The organism is Jezberella montanilacus (assembly GCF_003003055.1).
In the GTDB taxonomy this organism is placed as follows: domain Bacteria; phylum Pseudomonadota; class Gammaproteobacteria; order Burkholderiales; family Burkholderiaceae_B; genus Zwartia; species Zwartia montanilacus.
Genome location: NZ_PVTV01000011.1, coordinates 400602 through 414887, shown reverse-complemented (window position 1 = coordinate 414887; position 14286 = coordinate 400602). Strand labels below are relative to the sequence as shown.

The following is a 14286-nucleotide window of genomic DNA, read 5'->3' as shown; positions in this document are numbered from 1 at the left end:
GCTGAGAAGCCGGACATATATTTTGGAGACTGCTGGATGAAGGTGCTTGTGCCTGTTAAGCGTGTTGTTGACTATAACGTCAAGGTGCGCGTCAAGTCGGATCAATCAGGCGTGGATATTGCCAACGTCAAAATGTCGATGAACCCGTTCGACGAAATTGCCGTAGAAGAAGCCACACGTCTGAAAGAAAGCGGTGCTGCCTCTGAGGTCATTGCTGTGTCGTGCGGCGTGGCGCAATGCCAGGAGACCCTGCGGACAGCGATGGCTATCGGTGCCGATCGGGGCATTCTGGTTCAAACAGATGCTGAGTTGCAACCGCTGGCTGTGGCGAAACTGCTAAAAGAGATCGCCCAGAAAGAGCAACCTCAACTCATCATTCTTGGCAAGCAGGCCATCGATGATGACGCGAATCAGACAGGGCAGATGTTGGCCGCTTTACTGGGCTGGTCCCAAGCAACTTTTGCAAGCAAAATCGAAATGGGCGATGGTATCGCTCGCGTCACACGCGAAGTTGATGGCGGGCTTGAAACGCTCGAGCTCAAGCTGCCAGCTATCGTCACAACCGATCTGCGCTTGAACGAGCCTCGTTATGTGACTTTGCCTAACATCATGAAGGCCAAGAAAAAGCAACTGGATACCTTTACCCCTGAAGACTTAGGGGTTGATGTCAATCCACGTCTTAAAACCGTTAAAGTTTGCGAACCACCAGCGCGTTCGGCTGGTATCAAAGTGCCCGACGTCGCAGCACTTGTCGACAAACTCAAGAACGAAGCAAAGGTGATCTGATCATGACTATATTGGTGATTGCTGAACACGATAATGTTCACTTAAAGGCGGCTACATTGAACGTCGCGGCAGCTGCGGTCCAAATTGGTGGCGAAATCCATGTCCTGGTTGCCGGCTTTAACGCGGCGGGCGTTGCCACTGAAGCCGCCAAGATCTCTGGGGTTTCAAAAGTTCTGGTCGCTGATTCGACCGCTTTAGCTGACGGTCTGGCTGAGAACGTCGCCGAGCAAGTTTTAGCGCTCGCATCAAGTTACAGCCATATCTTGTTCGCGGCGACCGCCTCCGGCAAGAATGTGTCACCCCGAGTGGCGGCAAGACTCGATGTTGCACAGATCTCTGAAATTCAGGCTGTTGATTCGGCTGATACGTTTCAACGTCCAATTTATGCCGGTAATGCGATTGCTACGGTCCAGTCGACTGATGCGATTAAAGTGATCACGGTTCGCACAACTGGGTTTGATGCCTTGGCTCAGGACGGCAGCGCTGTCGTCGAGTCAATCGAGGCTGTTGCAGCTGTTGGCTTATCGTCTTTTATCGGTCGTGAAGTTGCTAAAAGCGATCGACCAGAACTGGCTGGCGCGCGCGTCGTGGTGTCCGGCGGTCGCGGGATGGGTAGTTTAGAAAACTTCAAAATCCTCGATCCCCTGGCCGACAAGTTTGGTGCGGCGTTAGGGGCGTCGCGCGCTGCGGTCGATGCAGGCTATGCGCCAAATGATTGGCAAGTGGGTCAGACCGGCAAGATTGTTGCACCGCAGTTGTATGTCGCAGTAGGTATTTCTGGGGCGATTCAACATCTGGCCGGCATGAAAGATTCCAAAGTGATTGTTGCGGTCAACAAGGATGCTGAGGCACCGATTTTTGGTGTTTCCGACTACGGTTTAGTGGCCGATCTGTTCACAGCCGTGCCGGAGATCGTTGCAGCACTGTAAATTTACTTTTTAAAAGAGTCGACATGACCTTCCGTGCCCCGCTACAAGACTTCAAGTTTGTTTTTGACCATCTGGCGGGTATGGGGGATCTGTTGCAGATGCCTGCATTCTCGGCTGTTGAGTCGGATCTTATCGAAGCCGTCTTATCAGAAAACGCCAGGTTTACGGAAGATGTAGTGGCGCCCACCAACTGGGACGGCGATCAAAAGCCTCCTGCAGCCCAAAACGGGGTAGTGACTGTCACCGCGTCCTTTCATAAGGCGTTTAAAGCTTTTGGTGAAGGCGGCTGGCAAGGCTTGCGACACCCAGAGGCATGGGGCGGCCAAGGCTTACCGAATCTGCTGGCCACGGCGACTAACGAGAACCTGTTTGCTGCCAACATGGCTTTTTCGCTGTGCCCCTTGTTAACTGATGGGGTAATCGAAGCTTTGTTGCTGGCTGGCAGTGACAGCCAAAAAACAACCTACGTACCTGCGCTAATGGAAGGTCGCTGGACCGGTACGATGAATCTGACCGAGCCGCAGGCTGGCTCGGATTTATCGCTGGTCAGTTCAAAAGCAGTCCCGCAAGGGGACGGAACCTATCGAGTGTTTGGTCAGAAGATCTACATCACCTATGGTGAACACGACCTTGCTGAAAACATCATTCACTTAGTTTTGGCAAGAACCGTTGATGCTCCAAGCGGCGTAAAAGGCCTTTCGTTGTTTATCGTGCCGAAATATCTCGTTGCCGACGACGGTTCACTTGGTCAGCGTAACGATGTCTGGTGTGCTTCGATCGAACATAAACTAGGCATTCACGGTAGCCCCACTGCTGTGTTGTTATATGGCGATGACAAGGGCGAGGTCGGTAAAGGCGCGGTAGCCACCCTCGTCGGTGAAGAAAATCGCGGCCTTGAATATATGTTCATCATGATGAACGCTGCTCGCTTTGCCGTGGGTGTGCAGGGCATTGGGATAAGCGAGAGGGCGACGCAGCAGGCGCTTGCTTATGCGCGGGATCGCGTGCAAAGTAGAGCGGTCGAAGGATCTGCGGCTGCCGTACCAATTGTGAGGCATCCCGACGTGCAACGGATGTTGAGCACCATGCGTGCGCTGACTGAAGCGACGCGGGCGGTTGCTTGTTGTGCCGCTGCAGCGCATGATTTGGGCACACAGCATCCTGAAGAGATGGTTCGACGATTTAATGAATCGATTTATGACTACCTTGTTCCTATCGTTAAGGGATTTTCAACCGAGTGTTCGCTAGAAGTCGCTTCACTTGGGGTACAGACCCACGGTGGAATGGGTTTTATCGAAGAAACCGGTGCTGCTCAGTATTATCGCGATGCGCGAATCCTGACCATTTATGAAGGCACCACAGCCATTCAAGCTAACGATCTGGTTGGGCGCAAAACACTGCGTGATGGGGGTAAAGTCGCCCTTGATTTGAGCAAGGCGATGCGGGTGACGCTTGATGAGTTGGCTCAGGCGGTCGCAACCGCCACGAATGTTCACAAGCCTGGGTTGACTGTCTTGCATCAACAGTTTGAATTGGCGATCGATGCCTATGAGTCATCGATTCACTATGTGTTGAACAACACAAAGGAAGATATACGCTCAGTCTACACGGGTAGCGTGCCCTATCTGATGTTGGCGGGCTATGTACTGGGTGGATGGCAGATGGTGAGGTCCGCCTTGGTTTGCGTGCGTGAATCAACTACGACCGATGATCGCTTTTTGGCGAATAAATTCGCTACGGCTGTTTTTTACGGCGCATACATACTACCCAGAGCCTCGATGCTTTACACCACCATCCTGCATGGTAAGGTGGTGAGTGAGGCACTGACACATTCTGATTTAGTTTGAAGCACGTTAACTAGTTTGATAGACAATGGGGATTAACATGACACTACGTTTGGGCGATATAGCACCGGATTTCGAACAAGACTCGTCGCAGGGCAAGATCAGCTTTCACAAATGGTTGGGCGATAGTTGGGGCGTCTTGTTTTCTCATCCTGCTGACTTTACGCCTGTGTGTACGACCGAACTCGGTTATACGGCAAAGTTGTCCAACGAATTTGCTCAGCGCAATGTCAAAGTGCTAGCCCTGTCAGTTGATAGCGCGGCCTCGCATAATCAGTGGATTCCGGACATCAACGACACGCAGGATGTCACGGTGGGTTTCCCCATTTTGGCTGATGAAGATCGCAAAGTTTCAACGCTCTATGACATGATTCACCCTAACGCCAACGCTACGTTGACCGTGCGCTCGGTATTCATCATTGATCCAGCCAAGAAAGTCCGCCTGACACTGACGTATCCAGCCAGTTGCGGTCGCAACTTCGATGAATTGCTGCGGGTGATCGATTCGTTGCAACTAACCGACAGTCACTCAGTCGCAACCCCCGTAAATTGGGAAGATGGTGATGACGTTATTATCGTGCCTTCATTGAAAGACGAAGCTGAAATTGCTAAGAAATTCCCGAAAGGTTACAAGGCGTTGCGTCCTTATTTGCGCATGACCCCCCAGCCGAACAAATAATGGGATAGGGTAGGGCAGAGCGAAAAATGTTGTAAAAACGCATACTGTTGTTGCAAACAGTACTGTAATCATATACAGTACTGTTACAGCATAACAAAAGAGGCTCACCATGCGTACTACACAACCACTTTTCGCTTCTCAGGGCGTGATGAAAAACAGCAAGATATCTGCTCAAATCAGCTATCCGGGTGCAAAACAAAAAAAGCACCAAGATACAAAGCAACCTAGTTTGGGTCGTATGTTTTCTGATGTTTGCCTGGTCGCTATCTTTGCTGCAATGGTACCTGGCTGTCTCTGGCTGGGTAATGCTGCAGGTTTTTGAGTTGTATTTCACTAAGGGTTAATGGTTTCTACTTGTCTTTTTCTTTAAAAGTATCGTAAAATCAAAGGCTTTGTTGCACATCCTCTGCCCGGCGGCGTGATTCGAATGGTTCGAATCAGGCAAAAAGAAATTAGAGATTAGGCCCTATGGGTACTGGTCTCACCGATGCGGCGGCGCTCCATGCGTCCCGGCCGAGAGCACGATGTTATTGGAGTTGTTATGAACCTGATTGCCCAAATCGAGCAAGAAGAAATTGCTCGCCTGACCGGCGGCAAGCCAATGCCAGTTTTCGCACCTGGTGATACCCTGATTGTTGGCGTTAACGTGGTTGAAGGTACCCGTAAGCGTACCCAGGCGTTCGAGGGTGTTGTCATCGCTCGTCGTAACCGCGGTTTGAACTCATCGTTCATCGTTCGCAAAATTTCTTCTGGCGAAGCCGTTGAGCGTACTTTTCAATTGTATTCACCACAGATTGCTTCGATTGAAGTCAAGCGCCGCGGTGATGTGCGTCGCGCCAAGCTTTATTACCTGCGCAGCCGTTCAGGCAAGTCAGCGCGTATTAAAGAAAAGTTGACTCGCAAAAGCGATGTCGTTCAAGCGTCCTAATCCGACTACAACTACAACGATATAGCCATGTCAGTCACCGGCTCACCCACCAGGCGTGGGCCGGCTCTTGCCAGCTTTGACGCCAAAACCCAACCTTGGGTCAGGCCTTCAATTCCTTTCTCTTCAGTACCCTCCAACGGTTTAACACCTGGCGGTTTACGCAATGCGCTGTCAGCCAGCATTGAGCGCGTACTGCATATCCCTGACGAGTCACAACGCCGCTTGCCTGGCCGCGAAGGTCCGCCCCTTGATGCTGCGGTCTTAGTCCCGTTGGTGATGCGTGAGCAAGGTGTAACGATATTATTGACTCAGCGAACCGCGCACTTAAAAGACCATGCAGGACAAATTAGTTTTCCCGGTGGGAGAGTCGAAGCTGCTGATGTGGATGTCATTGCCACCGCCTTGCGTGAAACGGAAGAAGAAACAGGCTTAAGTCGAACTCATATTGAAGTTTTGGGTACGTTACCTCGTTACCTCACGTCGTCAGCCTTTTCTGTTACGCCAGTGACTGCGCTCGTTACACCTGACTTTAGTTTGTCACCTCAGGTAGACGAAGTCGCAGAGGTTTTTGAAGTCCCCTTGTCCTTTATTACTGATCCCAGCAACTACAGGCTGCATACGGTTGCTTTGCCCGATGGCGGAACCAGAAGTTACTATTCCGTCCCCTGGCAGGATTACTTTATTTGGGGTGCAACGGCGGCCATGTTGTTGGGTCTGACGCAAATCCTCTCAGAGGCTCATGCTTGACCCGTCAGCAGATCAGAGGCGTCGTATAGCAGATTGACGCGCAAACTTAATACCGATGATCACTCGCCGATTTTGCGTCAAGCAATCTGACATATAGCGCGTGGCGCGTCGCATGAATCTCGCCCTTTGCTAAAGCTGTTAACACACCACAGCCCGGCTCGTGCTGGTGGGTGCAGTTATAAAAGCGGCAAGTTTGGCGATGAGTCGCGAATTCAGGGAATCCTCGTTCGATATCCTCCCTATCCAGATGCAACAAGCCAAACGCTTGAAACCCTGGAGAATCGATCAGATCGCCGCCGGCAGCAGGCAAGTGATAAAGCCGTGTGCTGGTGGTCGTGTGTTTACCGGCATCCAGAGCAACTGAATGAGCCTGTGTTGCTGCAAGTGCATCGGGCACTAAGCTGTTTAGCAAAGTCGACTTACCCATGGCACTTTGACCGATCAAGATAGACGTCTTGCCTTTTAATAGAGGCAAAATTTTTTCATCTACACTGGCTGCCTGGTGAGCGCAGACCTCGACAATCTGAACCCCCAATTGGGTAAAGGGTTGCAACTTTTCGAGTGCAAGCGGCATGCCGTCAAGCAAATCGACTTTATTGAGCAAAATAATGGGCGTGATGCCTGCTGACCAAGCACCCGCGAGCGCGCGTCCTAGCAGATCATCTGAGAAGGTGGGCCTGACGGCCACCACAATCAGTAATTGATCGACGTTCGCCGCAAATTGTTTGCTGCGTGATTCGTCCGAGCGGTACAGCAAGTTCTTGCGTTCTTGAATCGATTCTAAGGCAGCCTCATCGGCGCCTTGCATAGTCAGATTGACATAGTCACCCACCGCAGCTTCATTGCGCTTACCACGTGGGTAGCATTTGATCAGTTTGCCATCCGGTAACTCCACCGAGTAATGCCGCCCGTGAGCTGCAATGACGCGACCGTGGCTTTGATCGGTCATGGACTAGTCAGCAAGTGGCGGATGCGAACTGACGCAGGCGGATGGCTATCGTAAAAAGCTGAATGGACTGGATCTGGGGTCAAGGTCGAAGCATTGTCGTCGTAAAGCTTGACGAGGGCTGACACTAAGTCCTGCGCATCACTTTGTTGAGTGGCAAAACGATCAGCTTCAAACTCATCCTTGCGTGAAAACCAGCTAAATACTGGGGTCAGAGCAAACATGAATACTGGCAGCACTAAAAAAAACAGAATCAATGCCATGCCGTCGTTACGACCATTCAAATGAGGCAGTACGCCTAAGTCAGTGTAAAACCAAGTTTGTTGAGCTAACCAGCCGAGTAAGGCAAAGAAAACCAAAGCGCCTGCAAACCCTTTGATCATGCGTTTGGTCACGTGATGGTGTTTGAAATGCCCAAGCTCATGTGCTAACACGGCGATGATTTCAGATGCGCTGAGTTTTCCTAGCAGGGTATCAAAGAACACGATTCGGCGGGATTTGCCAAACCCGGTAAAGTAAGCGTTGCCGTGCGCGGATCGCTTGGATCCATCCATCACGTATAGGCCACTCAAGCCAAACCCTGCCCGATGGGCGAGATCGCGTATGCGTATCGCAAGCGCCTCATCGGAGAGTGGCGTAAATTTATTAAACAGAGGGGCGATCCAGGTGGGAAAAATAAATAAAGCCAGAAGATTAAAAGCTGCCCAAAGTGCCCAGGCCCAGATCCACCAGAAAGACCCCGCTTGAGCCATCAACCAAAGTACTGCGGCGATCAGGGGCAAACCGAGAGCGGCACCCACCATGGTGCCCTTGATCATATCCATGACAAATAAGCGAAGCGTCATGCGATTAAAACCAAACTTCTCTTCTAGGCGAAATTGACGAAAGAGGCTAAATGGTAAACCCAGTGCACTAACGATGACCGTGAGCACCACCAACAAAAGAATCTGTCTCAGCAGATCATGAGTGGTCAAGGCTGACACCCAAAGATCGATTTGTTGTAGACCGCCTAAAAGCGTCAAGCAGACAAGCACGGTGGCATCAAATAGCCTTTCAAACATGCCCAAGCGGGCACGAGCAACGGTGTAGTCGGCAGCACGCTGGTGGCTGGCGAGTGATATTTTTTCACGAAACTCGGCAGGTACAGTTTCTCTATGTTGCATTACATGACGAATCTGACGGCTTGATAACCAGAAACGACCGCAGACCTCGATGAGCAGAAAGGCAACAAATAGAATGGTGAGCATAAAGACCGGTTAAGCTGACAGCAAGGTGTGAGAAAATCTCGCTTTGAATCGTGGGCCTATTATATGTCTAGCAAGTCAGCAAAGAATCAAGCTCCAGCGTCTATCCCTAACGAATTTCGGCTTGTTTGGCTGGATATGGAGATGACGGGGCTCAATCCCGAGGTCGAACGCATTATCGAAGTGGCCGTCGTCGTGACAGAACCGGATCTAACGATTGTTGCGGAGGGTCCCGTCCTGGTGATTCATCAATCTGACGATATTTTGAATGCCATGGATAAATGGAACAAAGGTACACACGGCAAGAGTGGGCTGATCGATAAGGTCAAGGCTTCAACGCTGACCGAAACGCAGGCTGAAGACGAGCTCATCGCCTTCTTAAAGCAACATGTACCGGCTGGTAAATCACCGTTATGCGGCAATACCGTCAGTCAGGATAGACGGTTTATGTACAAATATATGCCTAAGTTCGAACAGTTTTTTCATTATCGAACGATTGATGTCAGCACACTAAAAGAGTTGGCACGGCGTTGGCGCCCAGAACTACTCAAAGGCTTTGAGAAACGAAGTAAACATGAAGCGCTGGCTGATATCCATGAGTCGATTGATGAGCTGAAGTATTACCGTGAACACTTCATTAATTTGCCCGATACACTGGTTGGCTAGGGATTTGTCAGCTAGAGGGTCAAACCATCATCTCGTTTGACGATAAAGCGATAAAAACCTTGCAGCAGGGCTGCGGATATTGCAAGGCCCAAGGCTGCCGTTAACCACATACTGGTTGCTCCAGCAGGTGCGCCGCCTAGCCAGGTGCGTAGGACAGGTTCCATCCAGTCCTTGCCAGGTCCAAAACCTACCCACCAGCCGCCCAACAACCCGATCACCAGCAAGGCGAAGGTCTGCAACAGCATGGGGATAATGGCAATTTTGTGTGCTCGCAACATGTAGCTGTTGATACATTGCATAGAATCAATCACATGAAACCAAGGCAATATTGTCAGCAATCCCAACGCGACCGTGGCAACTTCAGGTTTATCTGTGTAAATATTAACGATGGTTGCGCGCTCAAAGTAGAGAAGCAGGGCGGTAAAGATGGCGCCTGCCAAAGAGATGCCAAGTCCAACCATACAAGTGCGATGGGCGTGCACGAACGCTTTAGCGCCCAGGGCTTGAGCTGCCAGTGCAGCGGTCGTGATACCAATTGACATCGGCATCATGTAAGCCAGTGCCGCGAGATTAGACATGATCTGGTGTCCGCCAATCACAGCGGTACCTTCTTGGGCGATCAGTAAAGACATAAACGTAAAGGCACATACTTCAACAAAATAGGACCCGCCCATGGGGATGCCTAACTTGAGGATGCTGCGGATTTCTGCCCAATCAGGACGGTCGAACCGCAGGTTGAATTGCTGGTAGAAAGGGGTTCGACTGACCATCCAGAGGCCGACGCCAAGGGATATCCAATTAACGATGCAGGTTGATACGCCAGCGCCAGCAGCGCCGAGGGCGGGCAGTCCCCAATTACCGAAAATGAGCACCCAATTGAAAATTACTTTCAGCGCGATCCCGAGCAGATTGATCATCATGACCAGTTTGGGGCGCGATACCGCATTAGCTAAGGAGTAGATTGTTCTAAAGATCAACGCCGCAGGCAAGGCAACCGTTAGTGCCCACAGGTAGTGATTCATGCTCTGGCGGACGTCGGGCGATATCTCTCCCGAGAAACTCAACCAGATATCCGGAAACATCATCACTAGCCCACCCGCAACTGACAAACCTAATGCAACCCAAATTCCTTGTCCCCAGGCGTGCCCAATACGATCCAGCTGCCCCGCGCCGTAATATTGAGCGAGGATCGGAATCAGCGCATGCATCACGCCCATCAAACCCACGAAAACAGTTATGTAGATAGACACTGAAAGCGCCATCGTTGCCAGATCGTTAGCGCTGGCGTGACCCGTCATGATCGTATCGAGTACGCCGAAGGCGATGCCTGCCCAAGCACTGATAAGCGTGGGCCACGATTGTTTCAGAATCGCACGGGCGGTTGCTGATAAAGATTTGGGTAAAACAATTTCCTGCGTCATTTAGCTTTGATCCGCAATAAGCGATATCGATCAAACCGGTCGGCACCTCGCGACCCTTGCCAAAGGACCTGAGCGCCTTCGGCATAGCCCGCCGAACCGTCTTCTAGTTGTTGTAACGAGGTTTGTTGAAGGACGATAGGGCAGGATGAGTCGTAAGTGAAGGTGATCTTGTCGAAGGCATAAAGCGAGGCGCGAGGCCCTGCAGATAAACCTTGCGATCGGACGCACTGTAACGTTTGGCCGGACAAACTCAGTTTGACGAGTTCATTTTTAATTTCAGCAGACATGGGCCGGTAGCTACGAACATAGTCCACCACAGGCATCCACAGTAAGCACAGTAAAACCCAAGTGCAGGTTATGCCGACGGCGCACAGGATGACGCCGCGCCACAGTACGCTTGGATGAAACCGTACTCGCCAGATGACGAGGCTGATCCAGCCAGCGGTGACAAGCGCTGCGACAATGACAGTCCACCAGCGGATTTGCGGGACATAACCAACGGTTTGACGTGCAATGTTGAGCGAAATCCCATGGGGGATATCAAAATACAGCGCCATCCAGCCGATCCACACACAGACAACTGTCACCGAAAAACACATGACCCCAAACCAGTCGAGTGTGTTGACAACCCCGCGTCGCATCGTCGGAAGAGAAAAAGCCCCCAGAACGGAACAAGGAATAACCAGCATCATGTAATCGGGTTCGCTCGGTTCAGCAGTGAAACCCAACACAATGACGGTGCCAACGAGCGTTGATAAAGGTATCCAGATATGCGGTGCAGCAAGCCATCTGCGCCACTGCCATAAGGCCAGAGCAGCCAGTGGCCAGGTAGGCCAGAGGAACCAGGGCAGATCACGCAGCGGTCTTAAAGCGATGTCCCAAACTGGCAGGGCGAAGTAGTCGTAGTTCCAGCGTGCCCAGTCACCCAGCCAATGCGGGTCCAGGCGCTTGGCGGTTAGCCACCAGGCAAGACAGAGGGTAATGCCGAGCACAAAGGCCCACAACAACCAGTGCGTGCGGCGCCATAGCGCACTTTTCGGTTGGAAGGCGAAGGGTAAGGCAAGCAGTATCGGCAACACACCAGGAAAAGCCTTATTAAGAAACGCAGCGGCAAGCGCTAGCCCCAGCATCGTTGCGCCGAGTTTCGGCTTGTCCAGCATACGGGCAAGCGAATAGTAGGCAAATGCCTGGCAGGCTAACGCTGCAGTCGCGATCGACGTTTCGTGTACACGAAGCAAAATCCCCACGGTTGCAAGAACCAGAAGCAAGGACGCATCGGCGAGCAAGCGGCCATAGTCTTTGACTGAAGGCTCCCCACCGAAGGGCAGCGCTAGCGGTTGAGCTTCTGGCCTGCGACCGAGAAGGTAAGTGCCGTACCAGATGGAGGATGCTGTGAGTGCGAACCACACGACGTTTGTGCCGCGAGACGCAAGCACATCGCCAAGCAACGGACTCAATAAGTGAACAAAGCCAGCACCCAACCATACGGTCAAGGGACCGTCTTGAGGTAACAGAGCTGTCCCTATCTGTGGCAACCACCAAGCATTGCCGCCGAAGTCGAGTGCGCTCAGCATGGTCGCAAATCCCACCGCGTCGTCTGTTTTCCAGGGGTCACGGCCAATCAAGCCTGTCACGATGTAAGCGGCGGCTAACAGAAACAGTAACACCCTGGGCAACTTGACGGTTGCAGGGGCTGTGAGTCGAGCCGGAGTGTGCTGAGTTTGAAACGACACGCGCTGTGAAAACCTTATAAAAAAAGGCAGCCAAGGGCTGCCTTCAGTCACGGCAATCTATACCCATATTGCTATGGGTAGAGCCATTATTCAGCTGCTGCAGCTGCTTTTTTCGTGCCTGATGTACGGGCGAAGCGGGCGCGGAATTTCTCGACACGGCCAGTTTCAACGATACGGGTCTGAGCGCCGGTGTAGAAAGGGTGCGACTCTGACGTCACGTCACATTTGAACAGTGGGTAGGTTTTACCTTCTAGTTCAATCGTTTCACGACTGTTCAAGGTCGAACGAGTGATGAATTTGTTGCCTGTTTGCAGGTCAACAAACACCACATCGCGGTATTCTGGGTGAATGCTGTCTTTCATGATTTTCCTTAATAGTGGGCGGGTCGCCAGCTTTTGTTCGGATGGGGTCGATGAGGCAGTACTGAATAAACCCTTGCTCAAAAACCTGTGACAAAAACAACGTATCCATCAGTTAGCCCGCCATTCTACCTACATTCACATTTTTTGGCAAAAAATCAACGCGTTGCGTTGTTTCAGCAGGCGCGACGACTGAGGTTGTTATAGTTCGATTCTAACGAGATATGGAGTTGATTTTTGTCTAACAAGCCCTCGATCGATGACGCACCGACCATTTCTGAGGCGCAAGGTGTTCGCTACCTGCACTTTGGCACTGAGTGGGTACAGGGTGCAATGTTGGTCGCCAAGCCCAATGAACTGGTGCTTGAATACACCGCGCAAATGATGGCGTGGCAGTTATTTATTGATCCCCCTAAGTCTCAGAGCATTGGTTTGCTGGGTTTAGGGGCTGGCTCCCTGACTCGTTTTTGCTTAAAGCATTACAACAATCCCGTGACTGTTGTTGAATGGAATCCTCAAGTCACCGCGGCTTGTCATCTCTACTTCAAATTGCCCAGCCCTAGCCGCTTAAGAATTGATCACATGGACGCGGAGCAATGGGTTGCTGAAACCGAGCAAGCAGGCCAGCTATCAGTATTGATGGTTGATTTGTATGATGCGCAAGCACGAGGTCCTGTGCGGGACTCAGTTGATTTTTACAGCCATTGCAGGCGCGTGCTGGCTGATGTTGGGGTGTTGACGGTCAATCTCTTCGGCGCTCACGAGAGTTTTGAACGCAATATAAAGAACTTGAGTAAGGCTTTTGGGGGACGCTTGTTAAGCTTGCCGCAGATTGACGCGGGTAACCAGATCGTCATCGCCTTTACGGGACCCGGACTAGAGGTTTCTGTCGCTGATTTATTGACACGTGCAGAGTTGGTTGAATCCCGATACGGATTGCCTGCGCGCAAGTGGGCTAAATCACTCGTGTCGCAATCTCGGGGGGGGATCTTAAGTGTCTGAGCTCAGCTTATCCCGGGCGCAGTTTATTTGGCATTTGGTCCTCTTGTCTCTGTTGGTTTGTCTCGGAGGTTATTCGAGTGCCGCTCGTGCGCAGCTCAAGCAGGTCACGATTGTCGCTGCGCGAGACTCCGAATCAACTACCAGTTTAATTGCCGGGTTGAAAGATGCGCTCAAAACAATGGGCTTAATTGAAGGCAAACACGTCAAGTTCAAGTTTGACAACGCAGTAACAGTGGGCGGTGATCTGGATTTGCTTGCTCAGACCGCCATAGCCGGCAAACCTGACGTGATTGTTGCCCTGACTGCACCGGTAGTAAGTGCTTTGCTTATGCACGCCAGGGCGCAAGAATCGAAAGTCCCGATTATCTACGGTGACGTTTACGACCCGGAGATAAACAAGCTCGCGACCGAACAATCGGCAGGACCAATACAGATGTCAGGCGTGATTTCATCCATCTCATTGAATCGCCAAGTCGAATTGATTCGGACATTGGCACCGACTGCGAAGCGCATAGGTGTTTTGTATCGGTCAGGTTCTCCCACTTCCTCTGCGGTGGTCAAGCAACTGACAGAGGCACTATCCAAGTTTGGCCTGGTCTTAATCGAATACCCGGTAACACGAGTCCAAGACGTAGGATCGGCGGCAAGAAGCATGCTCAGTAAGATAGATGTTTTTTTTAGCATTGACGATGCCACCGTTTCCCAGGCTTATCCGGTATTGGTTAAGGTTTCAATTGAAGCTAAACTTCCCTTGATTGCTTCGCAAGCAGGGGGTGTTAATCAAGGCGCCTTGGCTGGTTTAGAGTTCAATCAAAAAGAAGTAGGTCAACAGCTTGGTCGCTTACTTTCAAAAGTGTTGAAAGGGATACCGGTCAGCGCAATACCGCAAGAGACGATTACCAAGCCTTCTTTATGGTTGAATCAAATTACCGCTCGTAAGTTGGGTTGGACTTTTGCTGAAACTATTTTGAAATCGGCAGCTCAGGTGGTAGATAAATGAGC

15 protein-coding genes are annotated in these 14286 nt (G+C 51.3%); 10 read left to right on the top strand and 5 right to left on the bottom strand.

From position 1 onward, the window contains the following. The first annotated feature begins 36 nt into the window (after positions 1–36). The 7 genes from BCM14_RS03565 to BCM14_RS03540 all read left to right on the top strand — a co-directional run bounded on the left by BCM14_RS03565 (position 37) and on the right by BCM14_RS03540 (position 5913). Positions 37–786 (top strand): electron transfer flavoprotein subunit beta/FixA family protein, encoded by a 750-nt coding sequence (locus BCM14_RS03565; RefSeq protein ID WP_106226605.1) that lies wholly within the window; start codon positions 37–39, stop codon positions 784–786. A 2-nt stretch (positions 787–788) separates the two neighbouring features. Beyond that, complete coding sequence (locus BCM14_RS03560) at positions 789–1715, top strand: electron transfer flavoprotein subunit alpha/FixB family protein (protein WP_106226604.1); 927 nt, start codon at positions 789–791, stop codon at positions 1713–1715. A 23-nt stretch (positions 1716–1738) separates the two neighbouring features. Then, entirely contained in the window at positions 1739–3562 is a 1824-nt protein-coding gene (locus BCM14_RS03555; protein ID WP_106226603.1) for an acyl-CoA dehydrogenase family protein, read from the top strand. A 37-nt stretch (positions 3563–3599) separates the two neighbouring features. Then, a complete protein-coding gene (locus BCM14_RS03550; RefSeq protein WP_375318456.1) occupies positions 3600–4238 on the top strand; it encodes a peroxiredoxin in 639 nt (212 codons plus the stop codon). A gap of 109 nt (positions 4239–4347) precedes the next feature. Beyond that, complete coding sequence (locus BCM14_RS15135; RefSeq protein ID WP_146129715.1) at positions 4348–4560, top strand: hypothetical protein; 213 nt, start codon at positions 4348–4350, stop codon at positions 4558–4560. A 219-nt stretch (positions 4561–4779) separates the two neighbouring features. Next, on the top strand, positions 4780–5166 hold the full coding sequence (gene rplS, locus BCM14_RS03545; RefSeq protein WP_106226601.1) for a 50S ribosomal protein L19: 387 nt from the start codon (positions 4780–4782) through the stop codon (positions 5164–5166). Positions 5167–5193: 27 nt separating this feature from the next. Beyond that, entirely contained in the window at positions 5194–5913 is a 720-nt protein-coding gene (locus BCM14_RS03540) for a CoA pyrophosphatase (RefSeq protein WP_106226600.1), read from the top strand. Between the two features lie 46 nt (positions 5914–5959). Here the strand turns inward: BCM14_RS03540 and rsgA are convergent, their stop codons facing one another. After that, positions 5960–6862 carry a ribosome small subunit-dependent GTPase A gene (gene rsgA / locus BCM14_RS03535; protein ID WP_106226599.1) on the bottom strand — a complete coding sequence of 301 codons (903 nt, stop codon included), beginning with the start codon at positions 6860–6862 and terminating at the stop codon, positions 5960–5962. Further along, positions 6859–8106 carry a M48 family metallopeptidase gene (locus BCM14_RS03530; RefSeq protein ID WP_106226598.1) on the bottom strand — a complete coding sequence of 416 codons (1248 nt, stop codon included), beginning with the start codon at positions 8104–8106 and terminating at the stop codon, positions 6859–6861. Before BCM14_RS03530 ends, rsgA begins: the two co-directional genes overlap by 4 nt. Positions 8107–8169: 63 nt before the next feature. Between BCM14_RS03530 and orn the strand changes: the two genes are divergently transcribed. Continuing rightward, the gene (gene orn / locus BCM14_RS03525; RefSeq protein ID WP_106226597.1) at positions 8170–8769 is read left to right on the top strand and encodes an oligoribonuclease; all 600 of its coding nucleotides are present in this window, start codon (positions 8170–8172) and stop codon (positions 8767–8769) included. Between the two features lie 11 nt (positions 8770–8780). Here orn and BCM14_RS03520 read toward each other — a convergent pair whose 3' ends face one another. The 3 genes from BCM14_RS03520 to BCM14_RS03510 form a co-directional block, all read right to left on the bottom strand. After that, a complete protein-coding gene (locus BCM14_RS03520; protein WP_106226596.1) occupies positions 8781–10190 on the bottom strand; it encodes an MATE family efflux transporter in 1410 nt (469 codons plus the stop codon). After that, positions 10187–11923: an ArnT family glycosyltransferase gene (locus BCM14_RS03515; RefSeq protein ID WP_106226595.1), complete on the bottom strand. Its 1737-nt coding sequence runs from the start codon at positions 11921–11923 to the stop codon at positions 10187–10189. Before BCM14_RS03515 ends, BCM14_RS03520 begins: the two co-directional genes overlap by 4 nt. A gap of 86 nt (positions 11924–12009) precedes the next feature. Then, complete coding sequence (locus tag BCM14_RS03510) at positions 12010–12285, bottom strand: type B 50S ribosomal protein L31 (RefSeq protein WP_106226594.1); 276 nt, start codon at positions 12283–12285, stop codon at positions 12010–12012. Between the two features lie 234 nt (positions 12286–12519). Here BCM14_RS03510 and BCM14_RS03505 point away from each other — a divergent pair, with 234 nt between their 5' ends. Together BCM14_RS03505 and BCM14_RS03500 are read left to right on the top strand one after the other, a co-directional pair. After that, positions 12520–13284 carry a class I SAM-dependent methyltransferase gene (locus tag BCM14_RS03505; protein ID WP_106226593.1) on the top strand — a complete coding sequence of 255 codons (765 nt, stop codon included), beginning with the start codon at positions 12520–12522 and terminating at the stop codon, positions 13282–13284. After that, the gene (locus BCM14_RS03500; RefSeq protein ID WP_106226592.1) at positions 13277–14284 is read left to right on the top strand and encodes an ABC transporter substrate-binding protein; all 1008 of its coding nucleotides are present in this window, start codon (positions 13277–13279) and stop codon (positions 14282–14284) included. Before BCM14_RS03505 ends, BCM14_RS03500 begins: the two co-directional genes overlap by 8 nt. Positions 14285–14286 lie beyond the last annotated feature (2 nt).